Raw genomic sequence first — 20530 nt, 5'->3', positions numbered from 1 at the left:
GAAGTTGGTGCAAGTGTGGGAAGAATTATAGCAATCGCCAATCAAAAAGGTGGGGTAGGAAAGACAACTACATCCGTGAATTTAAGTGCCTGCCTTGCATACTTGGGGAAAAAAGTATTACTAGTTGATATAGATCCACAGGGGAATGCTTCTAGTGGAGTAGGGGTTAATAAAGGTGAGGTTCAGCAATGTATTTATGATGTCCTCATTGATGATGTTAGTGTGAAAGATACAATCTTAGAAACAAAAGTTGAAAATTTACATATTGTTCCTGCTACTATTTCTTTAGCCGGTGCTGAAATAGAATTAGTCTCTACAATTTCTAGAGAAGTTCGTTTAAAAAGAGCCTTACAGGAAGTACAAAGTTTATATGATTATATTGTTATAGATTGCCCGCCATCTTTGGGATTATTAACGATTAATTCATTAACTGCTGCAGATGCAATTATTATTCCGGTACAATGTGAATTTTATGCGTTGGAAGGTTTAAGCCAATTATTAAGTACAATTCGCTTGGTTCAAAAGCATTTAAATAAAAATCTCGCTATTGATGGTGTATTACTAACAATGTTTGATGCTCGTACAAACCTTGGTATTCAAGTAATTGAAGAAGTAAAAAAATACTTCCAAGATAAAGTATACAAAACAATAATTCCTAGAAATGTTCGTTTAAGTGAAGCACCAAGTCATGGAGAACCAATCATTATATATGATCCAAAATCTAGAGGGGCAGAGGTATATTTAGAATTAGCGAAGGAAGTGATTCGTAATGGCTAAAGGATTAGGAAAGGGTATTAATGCATTATTCCCTGGAGAAGATTTAGATTTAGATCAATTAGAACAGGTTGAACAGATTCTAATCATCGATATTAAACCAAATCCTTTTCAACCTCGTAAAATATTTGACGAAGAAGCTCTGAAAGAACTTTCTGAATCTATTAAGGAACATGGTGTTCTGCAACCTATTATATTAAGAAAAAAAGGATCGAAGTTTGAAATAGTAGTAGGGGAAAGAAGATATAGAGCATCTCAGTTAGCAAATTTAGAAGCTATTCCTGCAGTTATAAGAGAACTAAATGATCAGCAAATGATGGAACTTGCAATTCTTGAAAATCTTCAGCGAGAAGATTTAACTGCGATTGAAGAGGCAGAGGCGTATCAAAATCTACTGGAGCATTTAAACTTAACTCAAGAACAACTTGCTTTTAGATTAGGGAAAAGTAGACCTCATATAGCCAATCATATTCGTTTACTCTCATTACCTCAGGTTGTTAGAGATGCTATCTCTGATGGGATTTTTTCAATGGGACATGGTAAAGCACTTCTTGGATTAAAGAAGAAAAAAAACATTCCACTAATTATGCAAAAGTCCATAAAAGAAAACTTAAATGTTAGACAGCTAGAGGCTTTAGTTCAGCGCCTTAATGAAAATGTTCCACGTGAAACAAAAAAAGTTCAGAAGGATATTTTTACTAAAGAAAAGGAATCTGAGTTAAGAGAATTATTTGGAACTCCTGTTTCTATCGTGAAAAACAAAGATAAAGGTAAAATTGAAATTGAGTTCTACTCAGATGATGATCTGGAAAGAATATTGCAATTGTTAGAAGATTAAAAACCTATTCTTAGGCAATGCCTAAGAATAGGTTATATTTTTAGCGGTGGAATGAGGCATGGTAATGGCACTATTTGGAACATTGATAAATGCTCTATTAATAGTAGTAGGGGCTATTATAGGTAGATTATTAAAAGGAATCCCGGAAAATATGAAACAAACTGTTATGAATGCAATTGGTATAGCGGTAGCTTTGTTAGGTATTCAAATGGGCTTAGAAAGTGATAATTTTGTTTTAGTCATTATATGTATTGTTTTTGGTGGAGTCATCGGGGAATGGATAGATCTGGATAAATGGTTAAACCGATTCGCACAATTTTTAGAAACTAAAATGGGATCTCCAAAGCAGGGGGCAGGAATTGCCCAGGGATTTGTTGCAGGAACGTTGATATTTGTAATAGGAGCAATGGGAGTACTTGGAGCTCTCAATGGAGGTTTACAAAACGACCATGAATTATTAATAAGTAAAGGGATAATTGACGGATTTACCTCTATTGTTCTTGCTGCAACTTTAGGAATAGGTGTTCTTTTTTCTGCAATTCCTGTAGCCATCTATCAAGGAGTAATAGCTTTGTTTGCTACTCAAATAACAAAAATAATACCAGAGGCTGCACTTGAATTATTTCTTCAAGAAATGACAGCAACTGGTGGTATTATGATTATTGCTATTGGTCTTAATCTTTTAGGAGTAACGAAAGTCAGAGTGGCAAATCTATTACCAAGTTTAGTTGTCGTCGGCATTGCTGTTACTATTATTTATAACTTTTAAATTATAACGATGCCAAGCTAAAAGTAGAGAACGAGATATGATTTTACCCATATCGTAAGTAAGGCTGAGACGGGTACTTTGTAAAACATTATATTCCATAAATCCTCCGATATTAACAATAGCTTTAATAGATACATCACCTATTGGTGGTAAATCTTTTTTAACTGCTTTGCCTGGAAACAAGGGACCACGTTGAACAATGATTTGTCCAATATTATTCACATTTCCTAAGCATGCGTCTATAGCAATAATGTATGGGGCTATGGAAGAGCTAAGGAGTGTATCTGTAATTTCTTCAATATTTAATGCATGTAAAGGATTGTCCAATGTACCTACAATTTCAAAAGGGAATGACTTGAGTTGTGATAAAAAAGAGCCAGTCATTGGTCCAAGTGCATCCCCAGTTGAGCGATCAGTACCTATACAACAAAACACTAGATTTGGATGATCAAATGGTATTTGTTCTATAAAGTAGTTACTTAATCGCCAAACTGCACCTGTTTCTTTATAATAAATTGTAGAAGATTCGGAAATAGTATTAATAGCAGAAGAGTTCATATAATTTTACTCACTTTCTTTTTAAGTCAGTATATGCATCTAGGAAATTATTTATTCAAATGAGGTGGTAACAAGTTTATGGAAGAAAGGCTACAAAGTTTGAAGGATTATTTATTTACAGAAGAGACTTGGATTCAACTAGGACTTACCTTTTTTAAAGTAATACTAATCTTATTATTAACTGCTATTGCGGTGAAGTTTGGAAAACACATCATCCAAAAGGTATTTGCGGTCAGACAAAGAAGCCCTTTAGGCTATTCAGAGCGTAGACAAAATACATTACTAAAACTGCTTCAAAATGTTTTAACTTATGTTATTTATTTCAGTGCTATTATAGCTATTTTAACTACATTTGGTATAAAAGTAGCCGGATTGTTGGCTGGGGCGGGAATTGTCGGTCTAGCAGTTGGTTTTGGTGCCCAAAGCTTAGTAAAAGACGTTATTACTGGTTTTTTTATAGTGTTTGAAGATCAATTTGCAGTTGGAGATCAAGTACAAATAGGAACAGCGAATGGAATTGTACAAGAAATAGGTTTACGAACGACAAAAGTGAAGAGTTATACCGGAGAACTTCATATAATTCCTAATGGTAGCATTTTAGTCGTTATAAACTATTCCATTTATAACTCACTAGCTTTAATAGACATTAGTATAGCACCTGAAAATGATATTCCATCTATGGAAAAGAATATTGAAGAATTTCTTGAAGGGCTACCAAACAGGTATGAAGAACTTGTGAAAACACCTAGTTATCTTGGGGTACAAAGTTTTGATGCATCTGAAATAGTAGTGCGTTTCACCGCTGAGACTTTACCAACTAAACAAAATAGTATTGCTAGAAAAATTAGGAGAGATTTAATAGAATTTTTCGAATTAAAAGGCATTAAGATTTCATAACCCGATAACTATTTAAAATGAGTAGGTGACGAAATGGAAAAGAAGCAATTTCAACTAAATGATATTGTAGAAATGAAAAAACAACACCCTTGTGGAACAAATGCTTGGAAAATCATTCGAATGGGTGCAGATATACGTATAAAGTGTGAAGGATGCCAACATAGTGTAATGATTCCTAGAAAAGAATTTGAAAAGAAGATGAAAAAGCTCCTTGTGCAAGCGGATGCTGAGTAATGATAGACTTTTATAACTAAAATCAATATAATGAACAAGTTGTATATAAAGTTTATGGTTTAAAATAATGAAGGGTTGTGACATATATGGCTTTAACTGCAGGAATCGTAGGACTACCAAACGTAGGGAAATCTACATTGTTTAATGCAATAACAAAAGCTGGAGCATTGGCAGCAAACTACCCATTTGCAACGATTGATCCTAACGTAGGGGTAGTAGAAGTACCTGATAAGCGTTTAGATAAATTAACAGAGCTAGTAGTACCAAAGAAAACAGTTCCTACAGCATTTGAATTTACGGACATCGCGGGAATTGTAGAAGGCGCTAGTAAAGGGGAAGGACTTGGAAACAAATTCCTTGCCCATATACGTGAAGTAGATGCAATTTGTCAGGTTGTTCGTTGCTTCGAAGATGAAAATATTACACATGTATCTGGAAAAGTAGATCCAATCTCAGATATTGAAGTGATTAACCTAGAGTTAATATTAGCCGATTTAGAGAGCGTAGATAAACGCCTAGCTCGTGTAACTAAAATGGTAAAACAAAGAGATAAAGAAGCACTAGCAGAAGAACCAGTTCTTACTCGCTTAAAAGAAGCTTTCGAAGCTGGAAAATCGGGTCGTTCGGTTGAATTTACGGAAGAAGAACAACGCGTAGTTAAAGGATTTCATTTGTTGACAACAAAACCAATGCTTTATGTTGCGAACGTATCAGAAGATGATATTATGGCTGATGGCGAAAATGAATATGTACAAAAAGTGCGTGCATTTGCAGCAGAAGAAGGCGCAGAGGTAATACTTATATGTGCAAAAATTGAAGAAGAAATGGCAGCACTAGAAGATGAGGAGAAAGCAATGTTCCTAGAAGAATTAGGAATTAAAGAATCTGGTTTAGATCAGTTAATTAAAGCTTCTTACTCATTAATAGGTTTAGCTACTTACTTCACAGCTGGAGTACAAGAAGTTCGTGCTTGGACATACCTTAAGGGTATGAAAGCACCTCAATGTGCAGGTGTAATTCACTCTGACTTTGAAAAAGGTTTTATCCGTGCGGAAACAGTAGCTTATGATGATTTGGTTGAAACTGGATCTATGGCAGCTGCAAAAGAAGCTGGTAAAGTTCGTTTAGAAGGAAAAGAGTATATCGTACAAGACGGAGACGTAATGTTATTCCGCTTCAACGTATAATAGAAAAAGGATTAGTGAGAAATCACTAATCCTTTTTTCTATTGAATAATAAGTATATAAAATGTACACAATCAATTAATTGAGTAGTACTCTCATCATTAGGTAGAACATAGCTTCTGCTTAGATGTTAACAGTAGCCAAATTGGTTTTATATCCAATTATATAAAGTAGAGATCTAATTGATTGGAGCGCAAATCAATGGCATATCACCCTTTTAATTTTGCGCGCATTTTCTTAATACATATAACCTAGGCTTCACTGGATCATCTTTTATCAATAAATCATTTGGATATTTTCTGAGCTCCTTATACATGGTAAAGTCTCCAGCTGCTCCAGCGATTAACCAGGCACCCAACAGGACAAGTGAAAGAGAACCAATCCAAAAACCAAAAATCATTGGTAAAAATCCAGTAGCCCAAAAAGGAAGTAACAATGCTTTTTTCATGGCACTGTTTGGGATAGGCATAGTTGTAGTAGCATATGCTACCCCCATTTTAAGATTGACCCCATAGTCCATACTATTCCAAGGTGCTTTACCAAAAAGCCAGAATCCAACGAGATGAAGGCACTCATGCAATATGATTAATACTACATAACCGATAAAGAACCAGAGGAAGTTCCAAAAAGAGAAAGTTATTTCGGTAATACTAGTTAACCAAGGAAATAGAATTAGCCCTGTTATAGATAAACCTACAGTTAGTCCAATGCTTTCCCATGCGACCTTTTTTAAATTGATATCAATTACGGCTAAAGTTTCTTCATTGTTTTCCATATACGTGCCTCCTATTTAAAATAAATATACCTCAATGAGTAAAATAATGACAATCATCCTTGATACGTTAGATAAACTATGTTACAATTCATTGATGTGAGTAATAGAATTACTTACTCCTTGTCGGCTTTCAATAGTCGGCCAAAGACCATAGGGAGGTGTAAATAGATGAGAAAGTACGAATTAATGTACATTATTCAACCAGCAATCGAAGAAGATGCGAAGAAAGCTTTAGTAGAGCGTTTCCAAGAGATCTTAACTTCAAATGGTGCAGAAATCATCGAAGCAAAAGAGTGGGGTAAACGCCGTTTAGCTTACGAAATCAATGACTTACGTGAAGGATTCTACCAAATCCTTAAAGTAACTGCTGATTCAAAAGCAATCGATGAATACACACGTTTAGCTAACATCAATGAAGACATTATCCGTCACATTGCTGTTCGTATCGATGATATTAAAGTTAAAGCAAAAAAATAAAACTGACTAAAAAAGCTGATCGAGGGAGGTTGTTTACTGATGATTAACCGTGTCGTATTAGTTGGAAGACTAACAAAAGATCCGGAACTTCGCTATACACCAAGTGGTGTTGCAATGGCTAGATTTACACTAGCTGTAAATCGTACATTCTCCAACCAACAAGGTGAAAGAGAAGCTGATTTTATCAACTGTGTCGTTTGGAGAAAGCAAGCTGAGAACACAGCAAACTACTTGAAAAAAGGAAGTTTAGCTGGGGTTGAAGGGCGCATTCAAACGGGTAGTTATGAAGGACAAGATGGAAAACGTGTTTATACTACAGACGTTGTTGCAGACAGCGTTCAGTTCTTAGAACCACGTAATAGCTCTGGAGGCAACCAAGGTGGACAATCATCTTCGGGGAATGGCCAGCAGCAATATTCAGCACCTTCATATCAGCAAAACCAACCATCGAATCAGCAAAATTATACACGTGTAGATGAGGATCCTTTTTCTAATAGTAGTGGACCAATCGAAGTATCGGATGACGACTTACCGTTCTAAAAAGCATTACTTAGCATGTTTACTTTAATCGAAAAGGAGGCAACTCGATATGGCAATTCGTCGCGGAGGCAAAAGACGCCGTAAAGTTTGTTACTTCACATCAAACAATATCGTACACATTGATTATAAAGATGTAGATTTGTTGAAAAAATTCGTGTCAGAACGTGGGAAAATTCTTCCACGTCGTGTGACAGGAACTAGTGCGAAGTATCAACGTAAATTAACACGAGCTATTAAAGTATCTCGTATCATGGCTTTACTTCCATTCTCTTCTGAAGAGAGATAAGTATAAATTAGAAAGACCGGGAAACCGGTCTTTTTTTTGTGAACTTTTAAAATACTTCAAGTCCTTCACTTTTAATGACAGATAAAGGAAAAGAGTGCCTTTATCTTCATACTTCACCGCATTTCAAGGCAAACATAGACGCTTGCACTTTTCTATACAGTATGTGGAATTTTAGTTGTTGTAAACAATCTGTTACAATGAATAGATGATTACATTAAAGGAAGGTTCCTAAATGCAAAGAAATCAAACAAATTATTTAACTTATGGATCTATGATGATTGCGCTATTTGCTATTTTGTTGGCAATGTCAGTTTATGTTCCAGTACTAGGATTTTTCACGTCATTTATTGTACCGTTACCCCTTGCATGGTACAGTGCAAAGTTTGAAAGAAAACAAGCTGTATTTGTCACGGTGATTGCGATTATTATTTCTTTTGTTATTGGCGGAGTTTTTGGATTTATCTTTGGATTACTAGTTGGTCCGTTAGGTTTTCTCATTGGATATGCAATTCAGGCTAAAAAGTCCAAATTGTATATGCTCATGTCAACAGGGTTGTTTTTACTTTTAATGACTGCTGTACAATACATAATATCCATTTTGTTTTTAAATATGAATGTTTTGAAGCAATTAATCACGACCATTGAAGTATACTACGAACAACTGGGAAATATTATGTCTTCCTTTGGTCAATTGCCTGAGGGTTATGACGAGTTAGTTGAACAAAGCATAATGCTTATCGAATCAATTATGCCCAGCTATTTTATTGGCGGGGTGTTTATTAGTGCTTGGTTATATTTAATCATTAATTTATCTCTATTAAAAAAGTTGAAATTAAGTGTACCTAAGTTCCCTAAATTCATGGATTTTAGACTACCTAAAGCAGTGTTATGGTATTATTTAATCGTATCGATTTTCTCATTGTTTGTATCATTTGACGTAGGAACGTTTGGCTATTTAGCTTTGGTGAATGCAGCATTAATATTACGAGCTCTTTTGTTTTTACAAGGTGTTTCTCTAATACACTACTATTTTTATATAGAGGGATGGCCAAAATGGTCAATGATTCTTGCGACAATCTTTGCAGTTCCACTATATACATTTACTATTATAGTAGGGGTATTAGATTTAGGATTTAATATCAGAGGTTTTATAAAAGACAGATACAAAAAATAAGGAGCTGATCTAGTGGCATCTTTTTTTAGAAAACGGCCAATTCGATATCCACTCATATTGTTTTTACTACTTAGTGGGGTTGCAACTTATTTATTACTGTCTACCAACACATTGATTGGACTATTGTTCGCTCTAATGGTAATTGGTGTATTCATCTATGCATGGATGATTGAACAACGTGTGTATGAAGAGACAGAAAAACATATAGAAACTCTTTCTTACCGGATGAAAAGGGTAGGAGAAGAAGCCTTATTAGAAATGCCAATCGGAATATTACTCATAAATGATCAGTACATCATTGAATGGGCCAATCCGTACATGACCCAACAACTTCCATTCGATACGATTATTGGTGAGGAGCTCCTTTCGATATCAAAGGATTTTCAACAGCTTAAAAAACAGGAAGAATCTAAAGAAATGGTTATTTCCTTAGATGAAAAAAATTATAAAGTGTTTTATAAAGCGGAAGAAAAGCTTCTATACTTCTTTGATATAACCGAACAGATAGAAATGGAATCGCTCTATTATGGAGATCGAACAGTTATTGGTGTTCTGTTTATAGATAACTATGATGAAATATCACAAGGGATAGATGATCAAACTCGAGGAAGGCTTAACAGTCTGGTAACTTCCTCTGTGAACGACTGGGGAGCCAAATACGGAATTTATGTAAAACGAATTTCCTCGGATCGTTTTTTAGCCGTTTTTAATGAATCCATATTAGTAGAAGTAGAAAAAAGTAAATTCTCCATATTAGATGATATAAGAGAAACTACTGCTAAATTCGGATTTTCCCTTACTTTAAGCGTAGGTGTTGGTGCTGGGTCCACTTCCCTAGTAGAACTTGGAGAACTTGCTCAGTCCAGCTTAGATTTAGTATTAGGACGTGGTGGAGATCAGGTAGCGATAAAGCATTCAAGTGGAAAAGTGAAGTTTTATGGTGGGAAAACAAATCCAGTAGAAAAACGTACGCGAGTAAGAGCAAGAGTTATTTCCCATGCGCTACGTGATCTTATCCAGGATAGTGACCAAGTATTTGTTATGGGGCATAGAATGCCTGATATGGATGCAATTGGCTCTGCTGTTGGAGTAAGAAAAATGGTTGGCATGAACAAAGTAGAAGGTTATGTTGTATTGGATACTAATGAGTTGGATAATAGTGTTGTTCGTTTAATGGATGAGATCAAAGAACAACCAGAGTTATATAACCGTTTTATAAGCCCAGAAGAGGCAATAAGCAAAATTACAGACAAAACATTATTAGTAGTAGTAGATACACATAAGCCTAGCCTAGTTATTGATGAAAAGCTGCTTCAAAAAGCAGAGAAGGTAGTTGTGATCGATCATCATCGACGTGGAGAAGAATTCATCTCCAACACGATGCTTGTTTACATGGAACCTTATGCATCCTCTACTTCAGAGTTGGTAACTGAACTAATTGAGTATCAACCGAAAAATGAAAAGTTATCTATGTTGGAAGCAACATCCATGTTAGCTGGTATTATTGTTGATACGAAAAGCTTTACGCTACGTACGGGAGCAAGAACATTTGAAGCAGCATCCTATTTGCGTACGCATGGTGCAGATACAATTCTTGTTCAACGTATGTTGAAGGAAGACATTGATACCTATATTGAACGCTCAAAAATTGTTCAGACGGTAGAATTCTTTAGAGAAGGCATTGCTATTGCACATGGTATGGAAGACATCTCTTATAGTCAAGTATTGCTTGCTCAAACCGCTGATATCTTATTGACGATGAATAATATTGGTGCCTCTTTTGTAATAGGCCGGAGAAGTGAATCTACTATAGGAATCAGTGCCCGATCATTGGGTGATGTAAATGTTCAAGTTATAATGGAAAAGCTAAATGGTGGAGGGCACTTAACTAATGCCGCCTGTCAGTTAGAAGATACCACGATAGACGAAGCAATAATACTTCTAAAAAATGCAATTATAGATACAATCGAAGGAGGAAATGAAGAATGAAAGTAGTATTCTTAAAAGACGTAAAAGGTAAAGGGAAAAAAGGCGAGGTTAAAAATGTTGCAGATGGTTATGCACACAACTTCTTACTAAAAAACAAATTAGCGGTAGAAGTAAACGCAGCTGCATTAAGTGCTCTTGAAGGGCAAAAGAAAAAATCAGAAAAAGAAGCAGCTCAAGAGCTAGCAGATGCACAACAATTAAAAGAAACAATAGAGCAATTAACAGTAGAGTTAAAAGCAAAGTCTGGAAATGATGGTCGACTATTTGGCTCAATTACAACAAAACAAATTGCTTCTCAATTAGAAAAGTCACATGGTATAAAATTAGACAAACGCAAAATGGAATTAGATGATGCAATTCGAGCATTAGGATATACTAATGTTCCTGTGAAACTTCATCATGAAGTTGTAGCAACATTAAAAGTTCTTGTTGCAGAAGAAGCGTAAGGAGAGAGGTAAATGAGCGATCCAATGTTGGACCGTGTACCGCCACATAACCAAGAAGCCGAACAATCTGTCATAGGAGCAATATTTTTAGAACCACAAGCATTAATTACTGCAGGCGAGATCTTACTAGCTGAAGATTTTTATCGTGTAGCACATCAAAAAATCTTCCAGACGATGCTTCATTTAAGCGACAAAGGGAAGGCAATCGATGTTGTAACCGTGACGGAAGAACTTTCTGCTAAGAAGGAATTAGAAGATGTAGGTGGCATTTCGTATATTAGTGAGATTGCTAACGCCGTTCCAACCGCAGCAAATATAGCATATTACGCCAAGATTGTAGAAGAGAAATCTATTTTACGTCGTTTAATCCGAGTAGCAACTACCATAGTAGAAGATGGTTTTACTCGGGAAGACGAAGTAGAAGCATTGTTAGCAGAAGCAGAACGTAAAATGATGGAAGTTGCCAGCCGCAAAAATGCTGGTGATTTCGAGCATATTAAAGACGTTTTAGTGGAAACATACGATAATATAGAAAAACTTCATACAAGAAAAGGTGATGTTACTGGTATAGCAACAGGGTTCCGTGATTTGGATCGAATTACAGCTGGTTTCCAACGAAATGATTTAATCATTGTAGCTGCCCGTCCATCTGTAGGGAAAACTGCATTTGCACTAAATGTAGCACAAAATGTAGCGACCAAAACAGATGAAAATGTAGCAATCTTTAGTTTAGAGATGGGTGCAGAACAGTTAGTCATGCGTATGCTTTGCGCGGAGGGGAATATAGATGCTCAAGTACTCCGTACCGGGGCATTGACAACCGAAGATTGGCGCAAGTTAACAATGGCAATGGGAAGTCTTTCAAATGCAGGAATTTTCATTGATGATACTCCTGGTATTCGAGTTAATGAAATTCGAGCTAAATGTCGTCGCTTGAAGCAAGAGCACGGACTTGGAATGATTCTAATTGATTATTTACAGTTAATCCAAGGTAGTGGTGGAAGCCAAGCTAACCGTCAACAAGAAGTATCAGAAATTTCTCGATCATTAAAAGGGTTAGCGCGTGAACTGCAGGTTCCTGTTATTGCACTGTCTCAGCTATCTCGTGGAGTGGAGCAGCGTCAAGACAAGCGACCGATGATGTCTGACTTACGTGAATCTGGTTCTATTGAGCAGGATGCGGATATTGTATCCTTCCTGTACCGTGAAGATTATTATGACAAAGAAACCGAAAATCAGAACATGATCGAAATCATTATTGCAAAACAACGTAATGGTCCGACTGGAACAGTTACACTTGCATTCGTTAAAGAGTTCAACAAATTCGTTAATATTGATTGGAGTCAACACCAAGCACCACCTGCATAATTAGAAAAGAGCAAGAACTTAAAATTTCATTAATAATTTATAATGAAAATAGAAATTTATATCTAAAACACGAACGATAAATGCGCTTACACATTTTCTGTTCGTGTTTTTGCATTAAATCAGTTGACTAAGGACACTTAGATTGGTACAATAACAATGTTTGAATCAGGACATACAAAATGTCTGACGGAGGTGCTGGCAAATGCCATCAGTAGTAGTAGTTGGAACACAATGGGGAGACGAAGGTAAAGGGAAAATCACAGACTTTCTATCCGAACACTCAGAAGTAATCGCACGTTACCAAGGCGGTAATAATGCAGGTCATACGATTATTTTTGGAGGAGAAACTTACAAGCTTCACTTAATTCCTTCAGGTATTTTCTATAAAGATAAAATTTCTGTTATAGGAAACGGAATGGTAGTGGATCCGAGAGCGCTTGTAAAAGAGCTAAAGGGATTACATGATCGTGGTGTTACAACTGAAAACTTACGCATTTCAAATCGTGCGCATGTTATTCTGCCATATCATTTAAAACAAGATGAAGTTGAAGAAGCTCGTAGAGGAGCAAATAAAATCGGTACTACAGGTAAAGGTATTGGACCGGCTTATATGGACAAAGCTGCTCGTGTAGGAATCCGTATTGCAGATCTACTGGATTACGAAGTATTTAAAGAAAAGTTAGAACTTAACTTACAAGAAAAGAATAGAATGTTTGAGAAGTTTTATGAAACAGACGGCTTTACATTAGAAGAAATTTTAGAAGAGTTTTATGGTTATGGACAAGAGATTGCTAAGTACGTTACAGATACTTCAAAGGTATTAAATGACGCATTAGATGATGGTCGTCGTGTATTATTTGAAGGTGCACAAGGAGTTATGTTGGATATAGACCAAGGTACTTACCCGTTTGTAACTTCTTCCAATCCAGTAGCTGGCGGAGTAACAATTGGTGCAGGAGTAGGTCCAACCAAGATCAGTCATGTAGTAGGAGTTTGTAAAGCTTATACATCACGTGTAGGTGATGGTCCTTTCCCTACGGAGCTATTTGATGAAGTTGGAAATCAAATCCGTGAAGTTGGTAAAGAGTATGGGACAACTACTGGCAGACCACGTCGAATTGGTTGGTTTGATACAGTAGTTATCAGACATGCACGTCGTGTAAGCGGGTTAACTGATTTAACTGTTAACTCTATTGATGTTTTGACTGGATTAGATACCGTTAAAATATGTACTGCTTATAAATATAAAGATGAATTAATCACAGAGTATCCAGCTAACCTTCGTATTTTAGGTGAATGTGAACCAATTTATGAAGAGATGCCAGGTTGGAGTGAAGACATTACTAAGTGTAAATCACTTGATGAACTTCCTGAAACAGCTCGTCATTACTTGGAACGAATTTCACAACTTACAGGTGTGCAAATCTCGATTTTCTCAGTAGGTCCAGATCGCACTCAAACAAACATCATTACAAGTGTTTGGAAATAATAAGCAAAAAAACCGTCATAAAGCATGCTTTATGACGGTTTTTTGTCTGTTAATGAAGAAATTCGGGAATTCGCTATTATATAAGTCTTCTATTATGACAAATATAACAAAGATATTTGGCGGTATATGTATAATATATGAATATTTTGGAGATTACTAATTTATATAAATAGAGGCAATAGGTTAAAAGGATTAATTTATTATAAAAAATGTAAAAAATAACTAGTATATGGAAGTAATACTACAGTTTCTTTACAACGTCCTGTTATCCTACACATCTTCATTTCAAATATGTTAAATTAGAGTAGCGTGAAATGAAGTAAAAGTTTATATATAGTTTGGAAGGGGCTTTATCATGTTTTTGAAAAGTAAGAATGAGGAACAAAAGTTATCAAAACTGAATGTTCTATCAAACGGAAAGTCAAATATGGTGAAAAAAGCAGCCGTATCAGTTTTACTTATCTCAAGTATTTCATTTAATATGGCTTTTGCAAAAGAAAGTGAGAGCAACACATTAAAAGAAATATACCATATATATACGAATGGTCAATATGTCGGGGCCGTTTCGGATCAAACAAAAGTACATTCAATGCTTAACAAAAAGGTTGAAGAATCTAGCTCCCAGTTTAAGGATTTGTCTTTAACGGCTGGATCTAAGTTATCGGTAGTACCGGAACAAGTTTTTACTCCTAATACTGATGATAAAACTACTCTTCAAAAGCTTGAGAGCTTAGTAGAAGTAGAGGCAAAAGCATTTGCATTATCGATCAATGACGAGATGGCAGTCTACGTCAAAGACTTAGATGCTTACAACGAAGCTCTAAGAAAACTAAAATTACACTTTGTTTCAGAAGCAGAATTAAATATACTGGAAGCTAGAAATAATACTAGTGACACTTTACCCGACTTAAAAGAAAACGAAACTCGTATTTCTAATTTAATAATAAAAGAAAAGGTATCAGGGGTGACAGTAGAAACAAATCCTAGTCAGATTGTTTCACCAGACGATGCCGTGAAACTTCTTTTAGAAGGAACTTTAGAAAAAGAGTTATATACAGTTGCTACAGGTGACGTATTAGGAACTATTGCTGACAAGCATAGTTTAACATCTGCTGGACTAATGGCACTTAATCCTGGCATAACAGATTCTACCGTATTACAAATAGGTCAAGAGTTAAACGTTACAGTCTTAAAACCACTTATTAATATAGAAGTACAGTATGAGAAAAAGGCTGTAGAAACTATGTTACATACAAAAAAAGTAGAAGAAACAGAAGATATGTATAAAGGCGATACGAAGGTAAAACAAGAAGGCTCGGATGGTCAAAAAGAGGCGACATACTTAATTCGTAAAGTGAATGGGGTACAAGTTGGGCAATCTGTTATTGAAGAGATAATTCTTGTGGAGCCAAAAGATCATATCGTTTTAAAAGGAACGAAAGTAATTCCCTCACGCGGCTCGGGTGTTTTCGCTTGGCCAGCTGAAGGTGGATATATTTCTAGTAAAATGGGACATCGTTGGGGGCGCCAACATGAAGGCATTGATATTGCACGACCAAGTGGGTTTACGATAAAAGCTGCAGATAATGGAATAGTAGTTGCTGCTGGTTCGGATGGGACATATGGCAACCGTGTAATCATTGACCATCAAAACGGATACAAAACAACTTATGCTCATCTGTCTTCTATTTCTGCAAAAGTAGGTCAAGTAGTACCAACCGGCACTAAAATTGGTGTAATGGGAAGCACTGGACGTTCTACAGGAACTCATCTCCATTTCGAAGTGGAGAAAAATGGTGTGACGATTAACCCATTAACTGTATTAAATCAATAATATATAGGAGACAGTCGTTAATATGGACTGTCTCTTTTTTATCCAAGTAAAATAGAGTGCAAATCCCCACTGGCGGAATTTGCACTTTATTAAATTTCCTGGGAAATAATTCGACAAAGTGAGTCGAATTATGGGGCCATGACCTGTCAGGGATGCAGGAAGTTTAAAACAATGTTAAAGTAGATATGATTATTATTAAAAAAATTTACTTAAAATAAATATAGATAATAGAAAAAGGGGAATTTAAAATGAGTAAAAAAATATTAGTTGTAGATGATGAAAAACCAATTGCAGACATACTGCAATTTAACTTGAAAAAAGAAGGGTATCAAGTAGTTTGTGCCTACAATGGTGATGAGGCATTAAAAAAGGTGGAGGAAGATCAACCTGACTTAATGTTATTGGATATTATGCTTCCTAACAAAGATGGAATGGAAGTTTGTAGAGAAATCCGAAAAAAATATGATTTCCCTATAATCATGCTAACAGCAAAAGATTCAGAGATAGATAAAGTACTTGGTTTAGAACTTGGTGCTGATGATTATGTAACAAAACCATTTAGTACAAGAGAATTAATTGCTAGAGTTAAAGCGAATATGCGCAGACACCAAACTATTCAAGAAGATGCAGAAGTAGTGACAAATGACATTGTTATTGGTCCACTAACGATACAGCCAGATGCTTATCAAGTGTTAAAAAGAGAAGAGACAATCGAGCTTACACATCGAGAATTCGAGCTATTGCATTATTTGGCGAAACATATAGGACAAGTGATGACTCGCGAACATTTACTACAAACGGTCTGGGGGTATGACTATTTTGGGGATGTGCGTACAGTGGATGTAACAATTCGACGTCTACGTGAGAAAATTGAAGATAGCCCAAGTCATCCTACCTATATCGTAACTAGAAGAGGTGTAGGATATTATTTAAGAAGTCCTGAACAGGAGTAGAAGGAATGCAAAAAGTTGGCTACTTTAAATCGATTCACGTTAAGATTGTGCTGATTTATGTATTACTTATTGTTATTGCGATGCAAATTATAGGGTTATATTTTGTTCGTGAACTAGAAATAACACTGAGAGATAACTTTCAAGACTCTATATCCGATCGTGTTAGCTTAATAGAATATAGTGCCCGGGAAGAAATGATCAAAGTACGAAGCGAAGAAGACCAAACAAAAGAACAAAGTTTATATTCTATTTTGTCTGGTCTCAATTCAATTGATATTAAAGAAGTACGTGTTATAGATGCTAGGTATCAGATTTTAGCAACCTCAGATTCAAACAACCAATCGATTGTTGGCCAACGATCAATGGATGATTTAGTTCGAAAATCCATTACGGCAGAAGCCACCTTTAATAATATATCGGTAGATAGAGAAACAACAAATAGAGTTTGGAATTTAGCTACACCGATTATTTATAAGGGTGAAGTAATTGGAACATTATATGTAGAGTCTAATATTGAAAATGTTTTTGGTCAGATGAATGAAATTAATCGAATACTTGCTGGAGGTACCGCAGTAGCATTAGTTATTACAGTAATATTAGGGATACTAATTGCCCAGACTATTACACGTCCTATCTCCGATATGAGAAGACAAGCACAAGCAATGGCAAAAGGGAACTTTTCTAGAAAAGTACGAGTTTATGGTAATGATGAAATCGGACAGCTGGCAATTGCCTTTAACCATTTAACAAATAGATTACAGGAAGCTCAATCAACAACGGAAGCAGAGCGTAGAAAGCTAGCATCTGTTTTAACCAACATGACTGACGGGGTAATAGCGACAGATCGTAAAGGTAGGGTTATCCTTATAAACGATCCGGCTCTAAGATTATTACGTATACCAAGAGAAATGGTTTTAAATCGTCCGATCATTTCAGTACTTGGAATAGATCCAGTCTATTCATTTGAAGATTTAATCCATTTAAAAGAAGCAATTAATTTGGATTTAAGCTCAAAAGAAAGACCTTTCATTTTACGTGCCAACTTTTCGGTCATTCAAAAAGAAACTGGTTTTGTCAACGGATTAATAGCAGTATTACATGACAATACAGAAAATGAAAAAGTTGATATGGAAAGAAGAGAGTTCGTAGCAAACGTGTCTCATGAACTCCGTACACCTCTTACAACAATGAGTAGTTATTTAGAAGCTTTGGCTGATGGTGCTTGGCAAGACGAAGAAATTGCACCATCATTTTTACAGGTAACTCAGACAGAAACACAAAGAATGATTCGACTAGTAAATGACCTACTTCAATTATCTAAAATGGATAGTAGAGATTATGATTTGAATAGAGAAATTGTTAACTTCAATCAGTTTTTCAATAGAATTATCGATAGATTTGAACTTTCTAAGTCAGATCATGTAAGCTTCGTACGAATACTTTCTGACAATGCTTATTACGTGGATATTGATACAGATAAGTTAACACAAGTAATCGATAATATTATCTCAAATGCTATTAAGTATTCTCCAGATGGGGGCAACATACGGTTTGGTGTAGTAGTTTCAGACTCTATCTTAAAAGTTATGATTTCTGATGATGGTATGGGGATTCCATCTGAAAATGTAGATCGAGTCTTTGATCGTTTCTACAGAGTGGATCGTGCGAGAGCAAGATCAATGGGTGGTACAGGCCTAGGCTTAGCAATTGCCCGGGAAATGATTGAGGCCCATGGCGGTAAAATTTGGGCAGAAAGCGATGAAGGGAAAGGAACGACTATTTTCTTCACACTAGATATTTTAACTGAAGAGGAAGGTGAGTGGGATTGAAATATATTGAGCAATTAAAATCAGTTGTTCTGGTCTTACTTATTTTCCTTAGCTTTACATTAACTTTTGCTATCTGGACATATTCTCCTGTTATTCAAACAAGCGAAGGAACCACTGTAGATATATCCATTGCTCAAAAAAAGAAAATGGAAGACGTTATTAAACCTTATCGTATGATTATAAGTCAAGAAGGTGAGTTAAAAGGGTCTTTTAACAGTAAGCCTATTGATTTTATACTCGACAATATGAAAAATTGGGAAATTCAAACGGTCGAATTAGCTAGTAATAAACTAAATACCGATCAAATAAATGAATTTATCAAAAAGCCTAATCGTGCAAGTTTGTTTTTTGCGGCGGATGTTCCTGTAGAGGTTTTAGGCACGACCTTAAAATTTGCAGATCCCGCTTTTCCAGATGCTTATTTTAATCGATTAATAATCGATTGGAATGAGGAAACCCCGGAGCACATGAACTTGTATTTTATAAGTACATCACAACAGAAGATGTATACAGCGACTGCTAAACAGGTGAATAAATTAGGATTTACGGATCGTATTTTAAAGTACACAGAAAAAATGCAAGTATATAATGAAATAATTACAGACAATAAATTATCATTATACGTTTCATCGTCACCAGAAAAAATCTTGAGTTATACCTATTCTATTAAAGAGATTGAATCAGAAAAATTCAAAGATGCTCTGTTCAATAACCCAAGCTTAGTGAGAAGTAATTCAGTTGGTACGAACGAGCTGCAATTCACCGATGATAGCGCATTAATGAAAGTGAATTATAATACTAGAAGTTTAAACTATGTGCATCCTGCTTCGGAGAACGATAATCCAGGGGTTCCAGTAGATCTCATTCAAAATAGCTTAAACTTTGTCAATGAGCATAACGGATGGACAGATGACTATCGTTATTACCGAATGAACACCGACAATAGTCAAATTAACTATCAGTTGTATTTTGCAGACTTACCGGTTTTTGGTAGAGAGATATTAACTGAAATCTCTCAGAAGTGGGGAGTTGAGCGAGTGTATCAATATTATCATCCTCTTTATACACTTGCTGCTGCTGTCCCTTTTAAAACACGGGAAGTAGAGCTAGCTTCAGGACAGTCTGTTTATGACTTTTTATCTAATGCAACTGATATTAATACGGACACTATAGACGATATCATAATAGGATATTACTTATCTCGAGATGAAACTCAACCTCACTTCAATTTAGAACCTTCCTGGTACTACTTAGAGAGTGGAAGCTGGATTCCCATATCTCCTGAATTATTAGGAGGGATGAAATATGGATTGGAATAAAACAAAAACTATCTTTATAATTGTCTTTTCTATTTTAAACGTATTCTTACTTTCTTTATATTTAGGTCGGTATAATGAATCTCAACAAATGGACAAACCAAATGATACACCTATCTCAGAGAAACTTGCTATAGATAATATAAAAATTTTAGAGACTGATCATGCCATACAAGAGGCTTCGTATGTGTCAGGAACTGTCCATAAATTTACTCTAGAGGAAATAGAAGAATTAGAGAATCAAGAAATAGAAAACCTTAATACAGATAAACTAGTGAGCACCTTTAAAGAACCTATAAAAATAACCGATGAAAATACCATTGAAAAAATAGTACAAGAGCAAGTGATAAGAGGTTCAGCTTATGGTCTATGGAAAATAGATGAAGAAAGCAAAACAGCTATATTATTTCAGCAAGTAAATAAACGGCTGGTGTACTATAATACGAATGCGAAGTTAGTTGTTCATTGGAATGATGAAAATGAGCTTATTGGTTATGAACAGACTATACTGGATGACTTAGAAAATTATAAAGAGTCACAAAAACTGTTGCCACATTTACAGGTGATAAAAATACTGTATGATAATATTCTTTTAAAACCAGACTCCATGATTAAAGAAATTGAACTTGGATATTCGACGTTAGCACAGGTAACAGAGACACAAGTTTTTGCACCAACTTGGCATATTCTCGTGGAACTAATAGATGGCACAATGGAAGAATACTTTGTAAATGCAGTAGAAGGAAGAGTAATTGAGATGCAAAAAGAGACGGAACAATCAGCAGTAGAATAAGGAGTTT

The 20530-nt window shown here is 35.6% G+C and carries 21 protein-coding genes; 19 read left to right on the top strand and 2 right to left on the bottom strand.

Features of this window, described 5'->3' with window-relative positions; translation table 11 throughout:
* Positions 1 to 15: 15 nt before the first annotated feature.
* The 3 genes from MKX39_RS19475 (at position 16) to MKX39_RS19465 (ending at position 2381) form a co-directional block, all read left to right on the top strand.
* Complete coding sequence (locus MKX39_RS19475) at positions 16 to 777, top strand: ParA family protein (protein ID WP_093538009.1); 762 nt, start codon at positions 16 to 18, stop codon at positions 775 to 777.
* Complete coding sequence (locus MKX39_RS19470) at positions 770 to 1612, top strand: ParB/RepB/Spo0J family partition protein (protein WP_093538008.1); 843 nt, start codon at positions 770 to 772, stop codon at positions 1610 to 1612. Before MKX39_RS19475 ends, MKX39_RS19470 begins: the two co-directional genes overlap by 8 nt.
* 64 nt (positions 1613 to 1676) lie before the next feature.
* Positions 1677 to 2381, top strand: coding sequence for a DUF554 domain-containing protein (locus tag MKX39_RS19465; RefSeq protein ID WP_093538029.1), 705 nt, complete (start codon positions 1677 to 1679; stop codon positions 2379 to 2381).
* Here the strand turns inward: MKX39_RS19465 and yyaC are convergent.
* The gene (gene yyaC / locus MKX39_RS19460) at positions 2337 to 2939 is read right to left on the bottom strand and encodes a spore protease YyaC (protein WP_093538007.1); all 603 of its coding nucleotides are present in this window, start codon (positions 2937 to 2939) and stop codon (positions 2337 to 2339) included. The genes MKX39_RS19465 and yyaC overlap by 45 nt on opposite strands.
* Positions 2940 to 3017: 78 nt before the next feature.
* Between yyaC and MKX39_RS19455 the strand changes: the two genes are divergently transcribed.
* The 3 genes from MKX39_RS19455 (at position 3018) to ychF (ending at position 5257) form a co-directional block, all read left to right on the top strand.
* Positions 3018 to 3836 carry a mechanosensitive ion channel family protein gene (locus tag MKX39_RS19455; protein ID WP_340764287.1) on the top strand — a complete coding sequence of 273 codons (819 nt, stop codon included), beginning with the start codon at positions 3018 to 3020 and terminating at the stop codon, positions 3834 to 3836.
* A gap of 33 nt (positions 3837 to 3869) precedes the next feature.
* Entirely contained in the window at positions 3870 to 4070 is a 201-nt protein-coding gene (locus tag MKX39_RS19450; protein WP_093538005.1) for a DUF951 domain-containing protein, read from the top strand.
* Between the two features lie 86 nt (positions 4071 to 4156).
* The gene (gene ychF, locus MKX39_RS19445) at positions 4157 to 5257 is read left to right on the top strand and encodes a redox-regulated ATPase YchF (RefSeq protein ID WP_093538004.1); all 1101 of its coding nucleotides are present in this window, start codon (positions 4157 to 4159) and stop codon (positions 5255 to 5257) included.
* Between the two features lie 214 nt (positions 5258 to 5471).
* Here ychF and MKX39_RS19440 read toward each other — a convergent pair whose 3' ends face one another.
* On the bottom strand, positions 5472 to 6029 hold the full coding sequence (locus MKX39_RS19440) for a DUF3267 domain-containing protein (protein ID WP_340771266.1): 558 nt from the start codon (positions 6027 to 6029) through the stop codon (positions 5472 to 5474).
* Between the two features lie 168 nt (positions 6030 to 6197).
* Here MKX39_RS19440 and rpsF point away from each other — a divergent pair, with 168 nt between their 5' ends.
* The 13 genes from rpsF to MKX39_RS19375 all read left to right on the top strand — a co-directional run bounded on the left by rpsF (position 6198) and on the right by MKX39_RS19375 (position 20523).
* Positions 6198 to 6506: a 30S ribosomal protein S6 gene (gene rpsF / locus MKX39_RS19435; protein ID WP_093062319.1), complete on the top strand. Its 309-nt coding sequence runs from the start codon at positions 6198 to 6200 to the stop codon at positions 6504 to 6506.
* 39 nt (positions 6507 to 6545) lie between these two features.
* Complete coding sequence (gene ssb / locus MKX39_RS19430) at positions 6546 to 7046, top strand: single-stranded DNA-binding protein (protein WP_093538001.1); 501 nt, start codon at positions 6546 to 6548, stop codon at positions 7044 to 7046.
* Positions 7047 to 7095: 49 nt separating this feature from the next.
* Positions 7096 to 7332, top strand: a complete 237-nt coding sequence (rpsR, locus tag MKX39_RS19425) for a 30S ribosomal protein S18 (protein WP_093538000.1) — start codon at positions 7096 to 7098, stop codon at positions 7330 to 7332.
* Positions 7333 to 7564: 232 nt separating this feature from the next.
* Positions 7565 to 8506, top strand: a complete 942-nt coding sequence (locus MKX39_RS19420; RefSeq protein WP_093537999.1) for a YybS family protein — start codon at positions 7565 to 7567, stop codon at positions 8504 to 8506.
* A 12-nt stretch (positions 8507 to 8518) separates the two neighbouring features.
* Positions 8519 to 10495, top strand: coding sequence for a DHH family phosphoesterase (locus tag MKX39_RS19415; RefSeq protein WP_340771259.1), 1977 nt, complete (start codon positions 8519 to 8521; stop codon positions 10493 to 10495).
* The gene (gene rplI / locus MKX39_RS19410; RefSeq protein WP_093537997.1) at positions 10492 to 10941 is read left to right on the top strand and encodes a 50S ribosomal protein L9; all 450 of its coding nucleotides are present in this window, start codon (positions 10492 to 10494) and stop codon (positions 10939 to 10941) included. The genes MKX39_RS19415 and rplI overlap by 4 nt, the downstream gene beginning before the upstream one ends.
* Before the next feature lie 12 nt (positions 10942 to 10953).
* The gene (dnaB, locus tag MKX39_RS19405) at positions 10954 to 12309 is read left to right on the top strand and encodes a replicative DNA helicase (protein WP_093537996.1); all 1356 of its coding nucleotides are present in this window, start codon (positions 10954 to 10956) and stop codon (positions 12307 to 12309) included.
* Positions 12310 to 12511: 202 nt separating this feature from the next.
* On the top strand, positions 12512 to 13798 hold the full coding sequence (locus MKX39_RS19400; RefSeq protein ID WP_093537995.1) for an adenylosuccinate synthase: 1287 nt from the start codon (positions 12512 to 12514) through the stop codon (positions 13796 to 13798).
* A gap of 355 nt (positions 13799 to 14153) precedes the next feature.
* The gene (locus tag MKX39_RS19395; protein WP_340771257.1) at positions 14154 to 15632 is read left to right on the top strand and encodes a peptidoglycan DD-metalloendopeptidase family protein; all 1479 of its coding nucleotides are present in this window, start codon (positions 14154 to 14156) and stop codon (positions 15630 to 15632) included.
* Positions 15633 to 15880: 248 nt separating this feature from the next.
* On the top strand, positions 15881 to 16585 hold the full coding sequence (yycF, locus tag MKX39_RS19390; RefSeq protein ID WP_093537993.1) for a response regulator YycF: 705 nt from the start codon (positions 15881 to 15883) through the stop codon (positions 16583 to 16585).
* Between the two features lie 5 nt (positions 16586 to 16590).
* Positions 16591 to 18414, top strand: coding sequence for a cell wall metabolism sensor histidine kinase WalK (gene walK / locus MKX39_RS19385; protein WP_340771255.1), 1824 nt, complete (start codon positions 16591 to 16593; stop codon positions 18412 to 18414).
* On the top strand, positions 18405 to 19733 hold the full coding sequence (locus tag MKX39_RS19380) for a YycH family regulatory protein (RefSeq protein ID WP_340771253.1): 1329 nt from the start codon (positions 18405 to 18407) through the stop codon (positions 19731 to 19733). Before walK ends, MKX39_RS19380 begins: the two co-directional genes overlap by 10 nt.
* Positions 19720 to 20523, top strand: a complete 804-nt coding sequence (locus tag MKX39_RS19375; protein ID WP_340764268.1) for a two-component system regulatory protein YycI — start codon at positions 19720 to 19722, stop codon at positions 20521 to 20523. The genes MKX39_RS19380 and MKX39_RS19375 overlap by 14 nt, the downstream gene beginning before the upstream one ends.
* Positions 20524 to 20530 lie beyond the last annotated feature (7 nt).

This window comes from Psychrobacillus sp. FSL K6-1464 (genome assembly GCF_038003145.1).
GTDB classification, from domain to species: Bacteria; Bacillota; Bacilli; order Bacillales_A; family Planococcaceae; genus Psychrobacillus; species Psychrobacillus psychrotolerans.
This window is presented reverse-complemented; position numbering and strand designations above follow the sequence as displayed.

What these genes read in the sequence shown, in the direction of transcription:
- MKX39_RS19375 (WP_340764268.1), top strand. Translation starts at nt 19,720, where the DNA reads ATGGATTGGAATAAAACAAAAACTATCTTTATAATTGTCTTTTCTATT.
- ychF (WP_093538004.1), top strand. Translation starts at nt 4,157, where the DNA reads ATGGCTTTAACTGCAGGAATCGTAGGACTACCAAACGTAGGGAAATCT.
- MKX39_RS19455 (WP_340764287.1), top strand. Translation starts at nt 3,018, where the DNA reads ATGGAAGAAAGGCTACAAAGTTTGAAGGATTATTTATTTACAGAAGAG.
- walK (WP_340771255.1), top strand. Translation starts at nt 16,591, where the DNA reads ATGCAAAAAGTTGGCTACTTTAAATCGATTCACGTTAAGATTGTGCTG.
- ssb (WP_093538001.1), top strand. Translation starts at nt 6,546, where the DNA reads ATGATTAACCGTGTCGTATTAGTTGGAAGACTAACAAAAGATCCGGAA.
- yycF (WP_093537993.1), top strand. Translation starts at nt 15,881, where the DNA reads ATGAGTAAAAAAATATTAGTTGTAGATGATGAAAAACCAATTGCAGAC.
- MKX39_RS19465 (WP_093538029.1), top strand. Translation starts at nt 1,677, where the DNA reads ATGGCACTATTTGGAACATTGATAAATGCTCTATTAATAGTAGTAGGG.
- yyaC (WP_093538007.1), bottom strand. Translation starts at nt 2,939, where the DNA reads ATGAACTCTTCTGCTATTAATACTATTTCCGAATCTTCTACAATTTAT.
- MKX39_RS19450 (WP_093538005.1), top strand. Translation starts at nt 3,870, where the DNA reads ATGGAAAAGAAGCAATTTCAACTAAATGATATTGTAGAAATGAAAAAA.
- MKX39_RS19420 (WP_093537999.1), top strand. Translation starts at nt 7,565, where the DNA reads ATGCAAAGAAATCAAACAAATTATTTAACTTATGGATCTATGATGATT.
- rpsR (WP_093538000.1), top strand. Translation starts at nt 7,096, where the DNA reads ATGGCAATTCGTCGCGGAGGCAAAAGACGCCGTAAAGTTTGTTACTTC.
- MKX39_RS19395 (WP_340771257.1), top strand. Translation starts at nt 14,154, where the DNA reads ATGTTTTTGAAAAGTAAGAATGAGGAACAAAAGTTATCAAAACTGAAT.
- rpsF (WP_093062319.1), top strand. Translation starts at nt 6,198, where the DNA reads ATGAGAAAGTACGAATTAATGTACATTATTCAACCAGCAATCGAAGAA.
- MKX39_RS19440 (WP_340771266.1), bottom strand. Translation starts at nt 6,029, where the DNA reads ATGGAAAACAATGAAGAAACTTTAGCCGTAATTGATATCAATTTAAAA.
- MKX39_RS19400 (WP_093537995.1), top strand. Translation starts at nt 12,512, where the DNA reads ATGCCATCAGTAGTAGTAGTTGGAACACAATGGGGAGACGAAGGTAAA.
- dnaB (WP_093537996.1), top strand. Translation starts at nt 10,954, where the DNA reads ATGAGCGATCCAATGTTGGACCGTGTACCGCCACATAACCAAGAAGCC.
- rplI (WP_093537997.1), top strand. Translation starts at nt 10,492, where the DNA reads ATGAAAGTAGTATTCTTAAAAGACGTAAAAGGTAAAGGGAAAAAAGGC.
- MKX39_RS19470 (WP_093538008.1), top strand. Translation starts at nt 770, where the DNA reads ATGGCTAAAGGATTAGGAAAGGGTATTAATGCATTATTCCCTGGAGAA.